Here is a 15,773-nt window from a genome sequence, read left to right as displayed (position 1 = left end):
AGCGACACGGTAGCTGGAGCTAATGCGAGTGCGGTTATTTACTCGCTGCTGGAGACGGCCAAAGCGAATGGCCTGGAGCCTTACACATGGCTGCGCCGGGTGCTGCGCGACTTGCCAGCGGCGAAAACCGTGGATGACGTCGCGGCGCTGCTGCCGTGGAATATGAAGGATTTGCATACCCCCGATTTAACCAGCGGCGTGACTTCCTGAACAGTCTGGGGTTGATGGATCGCTTACGCTCGACGAGCACGCGCAAGCCCGATTGATTGCCGAAGCGTGCAGTACCCCCGACGAGAAGCATGCGCGCTGGACACTCAAATTGCTAGCCGGGCGAGTGGTGGAGCTGGGACTGGCCGAGTCGATTTCACCGGAGACGGTGCGATCCTACCTCAAAAAAACGACCTCAAGCCATGGCAAAAACGGGAGTGGTGCACACCCGAAGTAAGTGGCGATTTTGTCGCTGCCATGGAAGATGTGCTTGACCTGTATGACGCCCCGTACGATGCCCAACGACCGGTGACCTGTTTCGATGAAACGCCACGGCAGTTGATTGATGACGCCAGACCGGCTCAACCAATGCAGCCAGGCCAGCCAGCGCGGGAAGATACGGAATATGTACGTTGCGGCGTGGCCGACATCATGCTGTTTTGCGAACCGGCGACCGGTCGGCGCGAAGCATGGGTTACCGAGCGACGTACCAAGGCCGATTTTGCACGCGCTATGGAGCGCCTTGTGGAAACCTATCCGCATGCCGAGGTGATTCGGGTAGTCATGGACAATTTGAACACGCACAAACCGGGATCGTTATATGACACGTTCCCACCCGAAAAGGCGAACGCCCTGTTGAAAAAGCTTGAATTTCACTACACGCCCAAGCATGGGAGTTGGCTGAACATGGCTGAAATTGAGTTTGCTGCCCTGTCGCGTCAGTGCCTGGATCGCCGTACCTCAGACATCACCACTCTGGCGAGACTGGTCAACGCTTGGAAAGATGCGCGCAATCAGTGCGGCACGCCGATCCGTTGGCAATTCACGTCGCGCCACGCAAGAGAGACGATGGCGCGTTGCTATCCATCACAATCAACTGGATGATCTACTAGGACGGACATCTTCAAGCGCAATCTGGCAGCGACTTCCTACATAGAAAAAAATCAATACGCTACAGGGTTGCGGCGAGATGCCGGGCTGGGGAGGGAACAGCAGCTAAACTTTGCGTACCGGTTGAATACGCCGAGGATCTGGCCGTTCTTGTCGCACAACTTTTCAGGGTTATAATTGCCTCCAGTTCGTTGAAGCCAAAGCGTGTGCCGGTGACGTCGGGGGCGGGCCGATCCGGGTGCGCCGGTAAGGCGATCATGGCAATATCCGTCGCAGGACCTGGTCAAGCACGGCCACCTCGACAACACCCTCCAGGCGCAATCCCAATTTGCTGACCGTCGGTTCGATGAGCCCAGCAGGAGCATGCTCTGGCTCGGCCACGGCTGCGCCAATGCCGGTGCCGCCACCGTCATCGGCAACAGCGCGCAGGCCGTCTCGCAGGTGCCGCTTGGCCCTCCCTTAACAGTTTGCGCCAGGGGAACACCAGATTAGTGTTGGCATTCTGCTCTGGGGGCCATGCGCAAGATGGAAGCGTGAGGCAACAACGATTGCATGACCTCGGAAAGCTCGAACTCGTCGGTGAGCCATCAGTTGTTGCCACGTTTTGAGGTGCCGACGATTGTTGAATTATTGTGCCCATAATCGAATTTGTGGACACAATCGCTTTGTCTCTCACCCCAAATCATTCCGCTAGCGGCATCGCATGAGTAGACGGCGCTGCTTGACTCTTGGACTAGAGCTGGCCACCCACACCTTTAAACTTTTCGACAAACGCTGCAAGCTTCTGAAATACGCCCTGTTTTTTGTTCAGATATTGGGGGTTCAAAGGGCTCATCTTTGGCAGTACGGCATTGAGCTCCGTACCATTGTCACTGGCAAATTCCCGTTTAAGTGAGGTAGTTAGATAGCGTCTTGCTGCCGCCTCATTGAGCTTTTCATCGTTAATCAAATCAGTAGCCTCACGGTTACGCTCAGATTGAGCGAAGGTGAAAAAAGCTTCGATGACGCTAGCTTTGTCACCTAGCTTGTCCAGATCAGTTTGATTGATGAAGTCCACCAGCAAACTTTCTTTGGCGCGGTTTCCCAAGCTCGTGCGAATTACGCGGCGAGCTTCATCCACAAGTTCCGATTTGCTCTTGATTTTTTTGTTATGGTCAAAGATCAGCTCCAGGATATAGTCTAGGTTGATTTCCTGAGACCTCAACAGGTCGACCTCAAAGACCACATCGTCCCAATCGATGGTGGAGTTACCTTGCTCGGCTCCAGCTTTCTGGCGCCTAAGCCAGTCACGTACATCATTGTACGTCGATCGGTAATCCTGAATTTTTCGCTCAGCAAGGACCGGAATGGCCTTTAGAGCCGTGAGATCGTCATCGGCTAAATAGTGCTTTGCTTTAAATGCCTCGATCGATGCTGGGTCGCCGATATCGACGCGTTGCAGTTCCTTCAGGCTAACGAACTCATCATAGTTTTGTAGGACGTTTTCGACGCGCAAATACTCGCCAAACAGCTTGGCAAACGCCTTTTTATCTGCCTCCGTTTCAATGGCTGCGGGGTCAGGGAACCGAGTTTCTAGCTCTGTCACAACATCCTTAAAGCCTCGCCGTGCCTCCCCGGTAGCGGCATCGGTAAAGCCTTCCATGTATTCGGTGTAGCTTTTCTCCAGCACCACGTTCTTAGTATTCTTATCGCCGAACAGGGTGATAGCGTCGATGGTTGGCTGTTCCAGGTCGCGGAAGGTGACAATATTCCCGAATGTCTTCGTGGCGTCAAAGATCCGGTTCGTGCGCGAATAGGCCTGAATGAGACCGTGGTAGCGCAAGTTCTTGTCAACAAACAAAGTGTTCAACGTGGGGGCATCAAAGCCTGTTAGGAACATGCCTACCACGATCAACAGGTCGATTTCCTTTGCCTTAACCTGCTTGGCCAGGTCGCGGTAATAGTTCTGGAAGCCATTGCTGTCCACGCTAAAGCTGGATTTAAACAGCATGTTATAGTCCGCTATGGCAGCACTTAGAAACTCTTTCGCGCTACTGTTCATGGCCGATACATCAAAGCTTTCGTCCTGAATGTCTCCAATCGCGTCTTGTTCTTCATTGGCAGCAAACGAGAAGATAGTAGCGACACGCAAGCTCCTGGCGTTTCCCTTCTGTAATTCCTTAAATGACTCGTAGTAAAGTTTAGCTGCGTCAACACTGCTGACTGCAAACATGGCATTGAAACCCTTGTTGCCCGGTTGGGATCGGTGAGTCTTCTGCCGGAAATTGTTCAGTATATATTGTGTGATCTCACGAATGCGGTCAGGGTGTAGTAAGGCCTGCTTGTTCTCCGCCGCGCTCAGTTTTTTCTCATCCTTCTCAGTTTCAATTGCCTTGAATTGTGGACGGACATCGTTATAATCCACCTTGAATTTCAAAACTTTTTCGTCACGAATGGCATCGGTGATTACGTACGAATGCAATTCCCGTCCGAACACGCTAGTCGTGGTATCAGCGCCAAGCGCGTTCTCTAAAAAAATCGGGGTTCCGGTAAAGCCGAACTGGTAGAATTTCTTGAACTTCTTTTTCAGGTTCTTTTGCGCCTCGCCAAATTGGCTGCGATGGCATTCATCAAAAATGAATACTACTTGCTTGTCATAGATTGGAAGGTCGACTTCACTCTTCATCAGGTTGTTAAGCTTTTGGATAGTAGTGACGACGATCTTGTCGTCTTCCTTCTCTAGATTACGCTTTAGACCCGCCGTGCTATCTGATCCATTTACACTATCTGGTGAAAAGCGTTGATACTCCTTCATGGTTTGGTAATCAAGATCCTTGCGGTCCACGACGAAGAACACTTTGTCGATGAAGTCCAGTTCCGTTGCCAGACGCGCTGCCTTAAAACTGGTGAGTGTCTTGCCTGAGCCGGTTGTGTGCCAGATAAAGCCACCGCTCTCCGTATTGCTCCAGTTTTTTGCCTGGTATGCGCTGTTGATCTTCCAAAGAATGCGTTCCGTCGCGGCAATTTGGTAGGGACGCATCGCGAGCAGCGTGTTGTTTGCATCAAAAACTGAGTAGTGAAGAAGCACATTGAGCAGAGTGTGTTTCTGGAAAAAGGTAGCGGTGAAGTCTTTCAAGTCCTTTATAAGACTATTGTCAGCCTTCGCCCAATTCATTGTGAAATCGAAGCTATTTTTATTCCGATGAGTCGTGTTTGCAAAGTAGCGGCAGTCGGTGCCGTTAGAGATTACAAACAGCTGCAAATACTTGAAAAGGGAGTAAGCGCTGTTAAAACTTTCTTTGCTGTAGCGGTGCACCTGATTAAACGCCTCGCGGATTGCTACGCCGCGTTTTTTCATCTCTACCTGAACAAGAGGCAAGCCATTGACCAGAATAGTGACGTCATAGCGGTTAGCGCGCGTGCCAGTCTGCTCAAACTGCTTGATCACCTGAACTTTATTGCGTGCAACATTCCTTTTGTCCACCAAATAAATATTTTGGATACGTCCGTTGTCAAAGACAAAGTCGTGAACGTAATCGTCGTGGAATTTCCGTGTCTTCTCGACGATGCCATCGCCTGGTTTGTCCAGCCATGTGTCAACAAACCGTAGCCACTCGCTATCAGCGAATTGCGTGTTATTGAGCGTTTGAAGTTGGAAGCGCACATTGGCGAGCAAGGCCTGGGGCGTGCTAAGGCCAGGCAAATATTCATAACCCTGGTGTCGCAGATCCTCAATGAACTCCCGTTCTAAATCCGCCTCGCTTTGATAACTTCCGGCAACTTGCCACTCTTGGGCATATTTATCTAAAACGATAAAATTTTTAGATTCGGCAATGGTGCTGTATTCGATCATGTGTTTTTTTCCTGCCAAAATTTATGGCGATCGACCATGTACTTGACCAGAGTTTCCAGAATCTTCTTCTCTTCTGGCTTTAGCGGCGCAACTTCTTCTGCAGCGTGTTTAGAATGACTAGAGAAGTTGACAATGCGCTTTGCATATGGGTTAGGTAAACCATCGTCTGTTGCGGGTAAAAGATGCTCCCATCTTTTGTAACCGAGGAATGTGGCGGTTTTTTCTAGCACATTCCTAAGTAGATTAAAATGATATTTTTCGACCTGTCCGCTTTTTATGATCTCTTCTAGCTGCGATATCAGATGCAGGTGATATGAGAAAGGAGAATCGTTTGGCTGTTCTATGAGATGAACACTACCATCCTCATTTTTCTCAAGTCGCGATTTACTGAACCACTTCGATTTCCAATGGTAACGTTCTGTCTTTTCATCACTGCCAAACTCGTTGCAAAGGACGTTGAAAAAAATCGGACTATGGGTTGTAATAACAAACTTGACGCCGGATTCGTTTGATTTTATCAGTTGCGCCAAGTCAACGGCCAATTGAATCAGATGGTTATCGTCCAGAGAGCTGACTGGGTCATCAACAAATACATATTCAAGCTGATTATATCGATCCGTTTCACGCTCGCTTGGCTCAACAATATTAAGAACACTGATGACTTGTTCAATTAGTGTGCAAAATATGCTCCATATGAAATTGCTTTCTTCGCCCTTAGATATTTTCATAGTTCCAGAATGCGCATCATCGCCCCCTTCAATTGAGAAGGTCACCTCCGAAAACGCTGGGACCGTGATCTCTTTGCCATCTTTATCTTTAGTATTATATTGGGCGTTGAATCGGGGCGTGAGCTTGTCATTGGTGTAACGCTGGAAATTAGTGATAATGTTCCGGTCTTGCCCTTGTACATTTAGGACCCAATCCGTAAACGAATTAGGCTGAATTTTCAGTTTCGATTTTCCAACGCCATCTAAATCATTGTCCCAATAGAACAAATCTTCGGTAAAGGAGTTGTAATAGAGCATTTTGTTGCGAGAGAGTTCAGGCTGATCAACTTCGTCTTCTGATTGAGATGCAATTATTTTTTTGAATTCCCGGGATAACTGTGTCTTGCCGGCGCCATTAAAGGCATAGATGAGTTGAACCTTAGGAACTGGTTTTGTCTCTTCTACTATCTTTGTTTTTTCGGCAACCGTCTTTTGAATCTTCTTAGAGGTGGTCAGCTGTTGGGCGATTTCTGTTAGCGTTTTACCCATTTTAAATCTCCACCATTGCCCGCTTCGGGAAGGCAAACAATAAATCGCGGTAATATTGACATTGTTTTTTGCGCAGTACGATCTCTCGCGGCAATCCTTCAGCGATCGCATTGTTAAGGGTATCGAACTTGTCGAGAATAGCGACGATTCGAGCCTGCTCCGCAAGCGATGGAAAAGGTAGTTTCAATTGGTCAAAGGTAGCAAGATTTATATTGCTTTGAGCGCTGCTTTTCTCTTTCCCTATCTCTTCCAGTTTTCTTTTAGTAGATTGAAGAAGGTATTCAACATAGTCAGAGCTGGTTTTCGCAGGGTCGGCAACAAAACCGATGACACTGTCAGGAAAACAAGAATCGAAACCCAGTATAGATGTTTCCGCAATGTTGGCTGCAATGGTGATGCAAAGCGTACCTTTGGGCCATAGCTTACTTTGTTTTAGGCCAAACTCGCTGTACGTTTGGCTGTATTGCATGATCCGATGCGATGCCCCCCGAATATCACCGGTTTGTATGAAAGGTATATTGCCCCCATACAACTTATCGTCATTTCTCGGACGGTGCTTAGATTTGCCGCGCCCGAAATCAAGCGCCATCTCTGGCAGGGTGCGCCACTCCACTTCGCCTTCTTTAAAACTCAACAGCTGGTCGCGATAGTGGTTGTATTGTTTTTTGCGTGCAGTAAGCTCGGCGGTAAGCTCGGCGGTAAGCTCGGAGGTAAGCCCGGCGAAGGCGTCCAAAATCCGGACCACTTCATTTTGGATTTTAAGTGATCTCTCTGGGTCTTCTGGGCAAGGGATTGGGATTGAAATCTTCGCCATATCACTGGCGGAGACATCAATTACTTTCGTTCCTTTTGAATATTTTCGCTTTTCCGCCGAAAATATATCTGTTTGAGTGAAGTGAGCAAGATATTTGCCGAGAATAATTTCGCTTGGCTTGAATATCGTAGCATGACCACCTGTCACGGCTTGGCGTTCACCTAAGTAAACTACTGCTTTTCCAACGTCCGCAAAGCTTTCACTAGTATTTGTAATTACAACATCGCCCTTGTTTACCTTTTTTAATTTCTCAGCGGTTTCTGGAGAAACAAAAGATTTTGTCAAAAAAGTTGATAATCCATAATAAGTATAGATTTGGCCGTAGTGAATTGCGGGAATTCCTGATTCTGTAAAATCGCTTTTAGGCAGGCCATTTCCACGAACTAATGTGCCGAGCTCCCCCAATGGCTTCCACTCGACCTCAACGCCTTTCAGCAGTTTTTCCATAAATTTCACTATTCTCACGGCTCTAGCTCCTCTCCTTCAATCTCCGCGACAATGACATCAATATTGTTTCGAAGCTGGTCAATCTTGGCGACAGTGATTTTCAGTTCAGTATTTAGCTGTGCAATCTCCACGTCTTCGCGATTGTCCTTAGCCGCTACATAACTGCTGACTGAGAGGTTGTAGTCGTTAGTTGCTAAATGCTCTAATGAGACGGACTGGGCAAAGTGGTCCACGTTTAATTTACTGTCAAACACCGCCATAATGTTTTCAATGTGCCGGTCTAACAGGATGTTGTTATTGGATTCTTTTTTGAACAAGCCGCTCGCGTCGATGAACTGAGTAGTAGTGTCGGTTTTGTGTTTGGATAACACCAGAATATTCACAGCGATTGTAGTGCCGTAAAACAGGTTTGGCGCCAGCGATATTACGCTCTCGATGTAATTGTTATCCACAAGGTATTTGCGGATCTTCTGCTCCGCGCCCCCTCGATAAAAGATGCCAGGGAAGCATACAATGGCGGCGCGGCCTTTGGCAGAGAGATAGCTCAGCGCGTGTAAAACAAACGCAAAGTCGGCCTTCGACTTGGGTGCTAACACACCAGCTGGTGCAAAGCGTTCGTCGTTTATCAGAGTAGGGTCGTCGCTACCAATCCATTTTACCGAGTACGGTGGATTAGAAACGATCGCATCAAAGGGACGGTCATCACCGAAATGTGGCTCTTCGAGAGTATTGCCGAGCCGCATGTTGAACTTGTCATAGTTGATGTTATGCAAGAACATGTTCATCCGCGCCAGGTTGTATGTAGTGTGGTTGATTTCTTGTCCAAAGAAGCCTTCTTCAATGATGTGCGCGTCGAAGTGCTTCTTGGCTTGCAGGAGTAGCGAGCCTGAGCCGCACGCGGGGTCGTAGATTTTGTTGACGCTGGTCTGCTGGTGCATAGCAAGCTGTGCGATCAACTTAGAAACATGCTGGGGGGTAAAAAATTCGCCCCCTGATTTTCCGGCATTCGCAGCGTACTTGGAGATCAAGAACTCGTAAGCATCGCCAAACAAGTCAATGTGGCTGTCGTCAAAAACGCCCAGATTCAGTTCGGCCACGCCCTTGAGCACGGCTGTGAGGCGAGCGTTCTTGTTTTTAACCGTAGTACCCAGCCGATTACTTGTGGTGTCGAAGTCAGCAAACAGACCCTTTATGTCATGTTCGGAGGGGTAGCCGCTAGCAGAGGCTTCAACAGCTGCGAAAATGGCAGTTAAGTCCGTATTCAAACTTTCGTTAGAATTTGCATTTGCTACAACCGTCGCGAAAAGTTGGCTGGGATAGATGAAGTAGCCCTTGGTCTTAACAGCATCATCCTTGATTTCATCCGTAATAACGCTATCGTCAAGTTCGGCATAATTGATGCTGGGATCATCACCTTCAATGTAGTTGGCGAAGTTTTCGCTGATAAAACGATAGAACAATGTGCCAAGTACGTACTGCTTGAAGTCCCATCCATCTACTGCGCCTCGTACAACATTGGCAATTTGCCAAATTTGGCGCTGAAGTGCTGCGCGTTGCTGAATACTTACCATTTTGTCAATCCACTTTCCATATATTACAGATGGGGCAACTTTATACATTTAAGGCCCTCTTGAACAGTCAAATAGACACTTTAGTGATGTGGCGCCCACGAACTGCTGGCATCAATTTTTCATGGCGACCGTCCAATCCGCTTCGCCAGCGCAAACTTATGTGTCGTTCAGCGCAAGCTCATCTGTCGCTAGCGCAAACTCATCTGTCGCCCGACAATGCGGCCAAACTTGACGGGTTGAAACCATCGGTCTATATTAATGACTCGCAAGTAAGTTACGGAATAGACCCCATGCAATGTCCCCTTGAGATGAAGCCGCGCTGGGAACGCCGTAAGGACGCGCGTCCCCAGGAATTGCTCGCCGCCGCCCTCGACCTGTTCGTCGAGCGCGGCTTTGCGTCCACGCGGCTGGAAGACGTGGCCAAGCGCGCCGGCGTGTCCAAGGGCACCCTGTACCTGTATTTCACCAACAAGGAAGAGCTGTTCAAGGCCGTCGTGCGCGACACCATCGTGCCCGCCCTGGGCGCGGCCGAAGACATGATCGCCAGCTTCGAAGGCAGCAGCGCCGATCTGTTGCGCGCCGTTATGATGGCCTGGTGGGAAAACGCCGGCGCCACCAAGTCGTCCGGCATGATCAAGCTGGTCATGGCCGAATCGAACAACTTCCCCGATATCGCCATCTTCTACCGCGAAGAAGTCATCCTGCGCGGCAGCGGCATGATCAGCGGCCTGCTCGAGCGCGCCGTCGAAAAGGGCGAATTCCGCCCGCTCGACGTGTTCCTCACCACCCAGATCCTGATCGCTCCCATGCTCATGCTGATGCTGTGGAAGCACTCGGTCGGCCCTTGCGAGATGTCCGAACTCGATCCGGTCGCCTTCATCGATTCTTTCCTCACCATGACCCTCGACGGCTTGCTGCCGCGCGCGCCATGAGGGCGTCCCGCAGGGCGGCCAGCGCCAGGGCGCCGATTTCGGGCGTTCATTCCCTCTAAACTGCAGACTGTCGCAATTTATGGCGATTGGTGGCCCCGGATCGTTAAGATGTGTGTTCCGAGGCCGTTCAACGATAAAATATCGGATTATTATTTTTCCTCACCGAGCACAAGATGAATATCGAACAAGCCCGTTTTAACATGATTGAACAGCAAATCCGCCCCTGGAACGTGCTGGACCAGGACGTGCTCGATCTGCTGGTGGTGGTCAAGCGCGAGGATTTCGTGCCCGCCACCTACAAGACGCTGGCCTTTGTCGATACCGAGATCCCCCTGCCGGGCGGTGAGGCGATGTTCACGCCGAAGATCGAAGCGCGCATCTTGCAGGAGGTAGCGGTCAAGAAGCACGAAAATGTGCTCGAAATCGGCGCCGGTTCCGGCTACATGGCGGCCCTGCTGGCGCACAAGGCGCGCCACGTCACCACGGTCGAGATCAACCCGGAACTGAAGGAACTGGCCACGAAGAACCTGGCCAACGCCGGCGTGGGCAACGTCACGGTTGAACTGGGCAATGGCGCCGAAGGCTGGGACAAGGGTGCGCCGTTCGACGTCATCGTCATCTCGGGCGCGCTGGAAACCCTGCCGGAAGTGTTTTTGAAGCAGGTCAAGGTCGGCGGGCGCATCGCCGCCATCCTCGGCCAGGCTCCGGTCATGACGGCCCAGGTGATCACGCGCGTGTCCGAGACCGCGTACGACACGGTCAAGGTATTCGAGACCAACGTCAAGATGCTGTCGACGTCGGTCAAGTCCTCGCATTTCACGTTTTAAGGCGGAGCCGGCATGCAGCAAATGACCGCCCCCGAATTGGCCGCCTGGCTGGCCGACCCCGCGCGTGCGCGCCCGCTGTTGCTGGACGTGCGCGAGAACTGGGAGTTTGAAACCTGCAAGATCGAGGGATCGACCCAGATCGCGATGAACACGATTCCGGCGCGCATCGAGGAACTCGACGAAGACGCCGAGATCGTCTGCATCTGCCACCACGGCGCGCGCAGCATGCAGGTCGCGGCCTTTTTGGAGCGCAACGGTTTTGCCAGGGTGACCAACCTGAGCGGCGGCATCCACGCCTGGGCCTTGCAGGTCGACAGCACGATGCCGCGCTATTGATGACGCGGTATTGATTACAACGAGTGATCGCCGCTAGCGATCACGCGCGGCGGCGGTGTCGGCCACCACCGGGCTGCAAGTTTTTTTAACTTTTTTGATGACTCCAATGGAGAATGCAATGCAGAAACCCCTCATGGCCGTGCTGATCGCCAGCGCATTTTTTTCCTTGAATGCACAGGCGGCTGACCTGATCCAGGTCTACCAGCAGGCGCTGGCCAATGACGCCGCGTTCGCCAGCGCGCGCGCGGCCCTGGCGGCCGGCATGGAACGGGTTCCGCAAGGCCGTTCGGGGCTGCTGCCCACCGTGGGCCTGAACGGCAGCATCGTCAAGAACGACGGCGAATCGACGCCGTGGAATATCGGCCAGACCGTTACCCTGGCCAACGGCACCCGCGCGCTGGTTACCACCGGCGGCGCCAACGAGCGCACCACCACCCATACGCTGTCGCTGACCCAGCCGCTGTTTCGCTGGGCTAACTGGCAGACCTACGAACAAAGCAAGCTGCAACAGTCCCAGGCCGAAGCCCAGTTCGCCCAGGCCCAGCAAGACCTGATCACGCGCGTCTCGCAAGCCTACTTCGACGTGCTGGCCGCGCAGGATACGCTGGAACTGAGCCGCGCCCAGAAAACCGCGACCACCGAGCAGCTCGCCTCGGCCAAGCGCAATTTCGAGGTCGGCACCCAGACCATCACCGATACCCACGAAGCCCAGGCCGCGTACGACCTGGTGGTGGCGCAGGAGTTTGCCGCCATCAACGACCTGGAAAACAAGCGCAGCGCGCTCCAGGCGATCATCGGCAGCGCCCCGACCGGCCTGGCCACGCTCAAGCCGGGCGTGCTGCTGGCCGCTCCCGAGCCGGCCGTGATCGATCCGTGGGTGGCCTCGGCCGAGACCCAGAACTACGGCGTCGTCGGCGCCCAGCTGGGCTACGAACTGTCCAAGCGCGAAATCCAGAAAAGCCGTGCCGGCCATTATCCGACTCTCGACCTGACCGCCAACATCAGCCGCCAGAACATGACCGGCCAGACCCAGCAGTCGGGCCGTACCGAGAACAAGGGCATCGGCATTTCCTACAACGTGCCGATCTTCAACGGCTTTGCCGTCACCAGCCGCGTGCGCGAAACCATCGCGCTCGAAGACAAGGCCCGCAACGACCTCGAAGCGACGCGCCGCAACGCGGCCAACGTGGCGCGCCAGGCCTTCCTGGGCGTGAACAGCGGCCTGGCCCAGGTCAGGGCCTTGCAGGCGGCCGAAGTGTCGGGCAACTCGGCGCTTGAATCGAACAAGCTCGGCTACCAGGTCGGCGTGCGCATCAATATCGACGTGCTCAACGCCCAGCGCCAGCTGTACTCGACCCGGCGCGACCTGTCGCGTGCGCGCTACGACACCATCCTCAACGGCCTGCGCCTGAAATCGGCGGCCGGTTCGCTGCGCGAAGCGGACCTGGTGCCGGTCAACGACTTGCTGGTCAAGTAAGCGCGCGCGCACACAGGGTGGGGCGGGGCAGGGCATGTACGCCCGCCTGCGCCTGCCCTTTTTACGGGAGCTCGATGATGAGCGACGAATCGCCGGCATTGCGCGGCAGCGCCAGCCACGCGCAACTGGTGCGCGGCATCAATGCGCCCGGGGCGGGCCGCTTCATCACGCCTCGCTCTGCGGCAGCGGAAACTCGAAGCAGATCGACCGGACCGGCATGCTCGAACGCAACGCCGTATCCCATTTTTTGCTGTAATCGGCCGTGTCGGCCAGGCCATCGACGATGACCGTGATTTCGGATGCGTGCCCGCCCTTGAACATGTCGAGCAGCGTGGTAAAGCGCTCGGGCGACTGGTGGATGTCGACCACGCATAGCGACTTGCCGGCCGCCACCTTGTAATTGACCCAGCCGGGCGGCTCGGTCGGGGGCAGGTTTTCCGGGTTGTGGCGCCGGATCGTCATGCTCCAGGCGGCGTGGTTGATCATGAAGGAGTCCGAGGCATAGATCTTGGGCGCGCCGGTCAGTTCCAGTTGCAGTGCGATCACCGGGTCGAGCTCGATAATGCCCTCCTGGCGCAGCACGTGGTAGCTCAACCTGCTTTCGAACACTAACTCGGCCGTCATTGCTTCTCCTCTTCACCCTGTATCCAGCCATCTTACCCGTTCCTGTTTCCCACTGTAAGCAACAGTGTGAATAAGCCACACGCGCCGCCGTCGCTGGCGCCCCGTCTGCCGTGCGCCCGGCGGGGGCCGCGATAACGGCGTAGACTGATGGGAATGCTCTTTTGCGCTTCTTCAGGACCTCATGCGCCTTTCCAAATTCATCAGCGAACATACCGAAGTCATCTTGCAGGAGTGGGAAGATTTCGCCGGCACCCTGCATGCGCTCGATTCCGCCACCAAGGCGCAGTTGCGCGACCATGCCAGGGCCATCCTGGAGGCGATCTGCCTCGACCTCGATACCTACCAGAGCGTCCAGCAAGGGATCGACAAGTCGAAAGGAAATGCCCCTGACGCCGCCGACGGAAGCGCCGCCGAGGCGCACGCGGGCGACCGCTTGCAGGCCGGTTTTACGGTCGAGGAACTGATGGCCGAATACCGCGCCTTGCGCGCCAGCGTGCTCAGACTGTGGCAAAGCCGGGTCAAGCATGCCGATGCGTCGGACCTGCAAGACATGCTGCGCTTTAACGAGGCCATCGATCAATCGCTGACCGAAGCGCTGGCGCACTTTTCGGCCATGGTGCGCGATTCCCAGAACGTCTTCCTCGCCATTCTCGGCCACGATGTGCGCAATCCGCTGGGGGCGATCAGCATGGGCACCCAGCTGATCCTGCAAGACAGCACGCTGGCGCCGCGCCACCTCAAGGTGGCGGCGCAAATGTTGCGAAGTACGCAGCGGGTGAGCGATATCGTCTCCGACCTGCTCGACTATTCCACCAGCCACCTGGGCGGCGGCATTCCGGTCACGCCGGCGCCGTACGACTTGTCGGCCGAATCGCGCTCGGTCGTGCAGGAGATGAAGCTGTTTCACCCGGAACGCGAGTTCAGGGTCGATGTCGAGGACGACATCGACGTCTGCTGGGACCGCGCGCGCATGAGCCAGGCTCTGTCGAACCTGATCGCCAACGCGGTCCAGCACGGAGCGGCGGCCAGTCCGGTCTGGGTCACGGTCAGCCGCCAGGGCGGCGCTGTGCTGCTGGTGGTGCAGAACGAAGGCGAGGTCATTTCGCCGCGCAGGCTGCGCGTCATGTTCGATCCCGCCAAGAGCTTCGCCATGAAGAGCACCAGCGAACGCAGCGCCAGCCAGAGCGGCAATCTCGGCCTCGGTCTCTACATCACCCACGAGATCGTTCTGGCCCATGGCGGCAAGATCTGGGTCAGCTCGACCGAACTCGAAGGCACCACCATCAAGGTGCGGATTGCCGCGGCCGGCAAGGCGGCGCGGTAAGCCGCGCGCAGCGGCCCCTTACGTGGGCATGCTGTTGCGCGGCAGGCTGATGGTAAACACGCAGCCGACCCCTTTCAGGCTATGGACGGTCAGGGTGCCGCCATTCGACGCCACCGTCTGTTTGGCGATGGTCAGGCCGAGACCGATCCCGGTGCGGTTGGCGCCCGACTGGGAAAACGGCAGGAACATGGTTTCTTCGACCCCGGCCGCCAGGCCGCCGCAGTGATCCTTGACATCGATCAGGATGCGGTCGCCCTGCGCATACGCGGTCAGCAACACTTCGGTGCCGGGCTTGGTGAATTTGAAAGCGTTCTGCAACAGGTTGGCCACCGCCGCGATGAGCAGGTCGCGCGTGCCGCGCACCGCCAGCTCGGGCTCGACCGGAAGAATGCGGAAGGTACAGCCATACATGACGGCCGAGAGCGCGGCGGCGTCGTAAATCTCCTGGATGAATGAGGCCAGGGAAAAGGCGTCCAGGCTTGCCTCGCGCATCGCCGTGACGCGCACATCCTGGATCGAATTGGCGATCATCTTGTCGAGGCTGGTCAGGCTGCGCTCGAGAATCGATCCGGTGGCGCCGGCCAGGTTGAGATTGCCCGCTTTCGCCGCGGCGAACGCCAGCGACGCAGTGCCGAGCAAATTGCGCAGTTCGTGGGCGAAAAATCCCATTTGCCGATTGCTGTGTGCGGCATTCATCACGTCGTTGAGGCCGTCGCGTTGATAACTGAATTCCGATACGGCGTCGGAAATGGCGTTGTCCAGACAGCGGTTCAGGGTACGGAATTCATCGACCGCGAACGGCGCGTCGTGCTCGAAGGCCAGGTCGGTAATCGACTGGCACAGGTCGCCGTAGTCGTGCACGACCTGGTCGACCGTCAGGCCCAGTTCCATCAATTCCTTGCCGTGCTGGGCCGCCGACACGCTCACTTCGGACAGCGCCACGCCGCCGCCCGCCGGCCCGGAAATGAGTTCGCTCAGGTGCGGTTCGGGCGACTGTTCAACGCGCAGGGTCCGGATCAATTGATCGAGAAACATGGGAATGCCGTTTTGCAGTTGCGCTTCCGTCGCCGAGCGGCCGGGACGGTTTCCGACCTTGGTGCGGCAACGCGCTGCCAGCTCGTCGCGGTGATTCGACAAAAATTCGTGCAACATAAAGTGCTCCATTTCGTACCTGGCCGGTGCCTGGCCCAGGTCAAACGCCGATATGCGAAGCAATCTTGACGAACTCTTATCGT

At 54.5% G+C, this 15,773-nt stretch carries 13 protein-coding genes; 7 read left to right on the top strand and 6 right to left on the bottom strand.

The features are described from left to right. Both F2P45_RS22765 and F2P45_RS22760 read left to right on the top strand, forming a co-directional pair. The coding region (locus F2P45_RS22765) for a transposase domain-containing protein (protein ID WP_166880197.1) at nt 1-210 on the top strand (210 nt) is incomplete at its 5' end. A 66-nt stretch (nt 211-276) separates the two neighbouring features. Then, nucleotides 277-1,092: an IS630 family transposase gene (locus F2P45_RS22760; protein WP_166880195.1), complete on the top strand. Its 816-nt coding sequence runs from the start codon at nt 277-279 to the stop codon at nt 1,090-1,092. A 739-nt stretch (nt 1,093-1,831) separates the two neighbouring features. On the opposite strand, the gene F2P45_RS22755 is transcribed toward F2P45_RS22760, so the two are convergent. The 4 genes from F2P45_RS22755 to F2P45_RS22740 are packed head-to-tail and all read right to left on the bottom strand — an operon-like array spanning nt 1,832 to nt 9,018. Next, nucleotides 1,832-4,930, bottom strand: coding sequence for an HsdR family type I site-specific deoxyribonuclease (locus tag F2P45_RS22755; protein ID WP_166880194.1), 3,099 nt, complete (start codon nt 4,928-4,930; stop codon nt 1,832-1,834). Continuing rightward, nucleotides 4,927-6,186, bottom strand: coding sequence for an AAA family ATPase (locus F2P45_RS22750; protein WP_166880192.1), 1,260 nt, complete (start codon nt 6,184-6,186; stop codon nt 4,927-4,929). Before F2P45_RS22750 ends, F2P45_RS22755 begins: the two co-directional genes overlap by 4 nt. A gap of 1 nt (nt 6,187) precedes the next feature. Further along, a complete protein-coding gene (locus F2P45_RS22745) occupies nt 6,188-7,447 on the bottom strand; it encodes a restriction endonuclease subunit S (protein ID WP_166880191.1) in 1,260 nt (419 codons plus the stop codon). Between the two features lie 14 nt (nt 7,448-7,461). After that, the gene (locus tag F2P45_RS22740; RefSeq protein WP_166880189.1) at nt 7,462-9,018 is read right to left on the bottom strand and encodes a type I restriction-modification system subunit M; all 1,557 of its coding nucleotides are present in this window, start codon (nt 9,016-9,018) and stop codon (nt 7,462-7,464) included. A 290-nt stretch (nt 9,019-9,308) separates the two neighbouring features. Between F2P45_RS22740 and F2P45_RS22735 the strand changes: the two genes are divergently transcribed. The 4 genes from F2P45_RS22735 (at nt 9,309) to F2P45_RS22720 (ending at nt 12,590) form a co-directional block, all read left to right on the top strand. After that, the gene (locus tag F2P45_RS22735) at nt 9,309-9,950 is read left to right on the top strand and encodes a TetR/AcrR family transcriptional regulator (protein ID WP_166880188.1); all 642 of its coding nucleotides are present in this window, start codon (nt 9,309-9,311) and stop codon (nt 9,948-9,950) included. 173 nt (nt 9,951-10,123) lie between these two features. Then, nucleotides 10,124-10,777, top strand: coding sequence for a protein-L-isoaspartate O-methyltransferase family protein (locus tag F2P45_RS22730; protein ID WP_166880186.1), 654 nt, complete (start codon nt 10,124-10,126; stop codon nt 10,775-10,777). A 12-nt stretch (nt 10,778-10,789) separates the two neighbouring features. Further along, entirely contained in the window at nt 10,790-11,113 is a 324-nt protein-coding gene (locus tag F2P45_RS22725; RefSeq protein WP_166880184.1) for a rhodanese-like domain-containing protein, read from the top strand. A 118-nt stretch (nt 11,114-11,231) separates the two neighbouring features. After that, nucleotides 11,232-12,590 (top strand): TolC family outer membrane protein, encoded by a 1,359-nt coding sequence (locus F2P45_RS22720; RefSeq protein ID WP_166880182.1) that lies wholly within the window; start codon nt 11,232-11,234, stop codon nt 12,588-12,590. Between the two features lie 165 nt (nt 12,591-12,755). On the opposite strand, the gene F2P45_RS22715 is transcribed toward F2P45_RS22720, so the two are convergent. Then, nucleotides 12,756-13,214: a hypothetical protein gene (locus tag F2P45_RS22715; RefSeq protein ID WP_166880181.1), complete on the bottom strand. Its 459-nt coding sequence runs from the start codon at nt 13,212-13,214 to the stop codon at nt 12,756-12,758. 181 nt (nt 13,215-13,395) lie between these two features. On the opposite strand from F2P45_RS22715, the gene F2P45_RS22710 reads away from it, so the two are divergent. Next, nucleotides 13,396-14,538: a sensor histidine kinase gene (locus tag F2P45_RS22710; RefSeq protein WP_166880179.1), complete on the top strand. Its 1,143-nt coding sequence runs from the start codon at nt 13,396-13,398 to the stop codon at nt 14,536-14,538. An 18-nt stretch (nt 14,539-14,556) separates the two neighbouring features. On the opposite strand, the gene F2P45_RS22705 is transcribed toward F2P45_RS22710, so the two are convergent. After that, on the bottom strand, nt 14,557-15,690 hold the full coding sequence (locus tag F2P45_RS22705) for a sensor histidine kinase (RefSeq protein ID WP_187367212.1): 1,134 nt from the start codon (nt 15,688-15,690) through the stop codon (nt 14,557-14,559). Between the last annotated feature and the right edge of the window lie 83 nt (nt 15,691-15,773).

Source organism: Massilia mucilaginosa (assembly GCF_011682145.1).
Taxonomy (GTDB): domain Bacteria; phylum Pseudomonadota; class Gammaproteobacteria; order Burkholderiales; family Burkholderiaceae_D; genus Telluria_A; species Telluria_A mucilaginosa.
Note: the sequence above shows the minus strand (reverse complement) of the source record. Positions and strands in the feature narration are given on the sequence as shown.

Bases quoted from the DNA above. Each gene is read 5' to 3' on its own strand.
- F2P45_RS22755 (WP_166880194.1), bottom strand. From the start codon at position 4,930: ATGATCGAATACAGCACCATTGCCGAATCTAAAAATTTTATCGTTTTA.
- F2P45_RS22750 (WP_166880192.1), bottom strand. From the start codon at position 6,186: ATGGGTAAAACGCTAACAGAAATCGCCCAACAGCTGACCACCTCTAAG.
- F2P45_RS22745 (WP_166880191.1), bottom strand. From the start codon at position 7,447: ATGGAAAAACTGCTGAAAGGCGTTGAGGTCGAGTGGAAGCCATTGGGG.
- F2P45_RS22740 (WP_166880189.1), bottom strand. From the start codon at position 9,018: ATGGTAAGTATTCAGCAACGCGCAGCACTTCAGCGCCAAATTTGGCAA.
- F2P45_RS22735 (WP_166880188.1), top strand. From the start codon at position 9,309: ATGCAATGTCCCCTTGAGATGAAGCCGCGCTGGGAACGCCGTAAGGAC.
- F2P45_RS22730 (WP_166880186.1), top strand. From the start codon at position 10,124: ATGAATATCGAACAAGCCCGTTTTAACATGATTGAACAGCAAATCCGC.
- F2P45_RS22725 (WP_166880184.1), top strand. From the start codon at position 10,790: ATGCAGCAAATGACCGCCCCCGAATTGGCCGCCTGGCTGGCCGACCCC.
- F2P45_RS22720 (WP_166880182.1), top strand. From the start codon at position 11,232: ATGCAGAAACCCCTCATGGCCGTGCTGATCGCCAGCGCATTTTTTTCC.
- F2P45_RS22715 (WP_166880181.1), bottom strand. From the start codon at position 13,214: ATGACGGCCGAGTTAGTGTTCGAAAGCAGGTTGAGCTACCACGTGCTG.
- F2P45_RS22710 (WP_166880179.1), top strand. From the start codon at position 13,396: ATGCGCCTTTCCAAATTCATCAGCGAACATACCGAAGTCATCTTGCAG.
- F2P45_RS22705 (WP_187367212.1), bottom strand. From the start codon at position 15,690: ATGTTGCACGAATTTTTGTCGAATCACCGCGACGAGCTGGCAGCGCGT.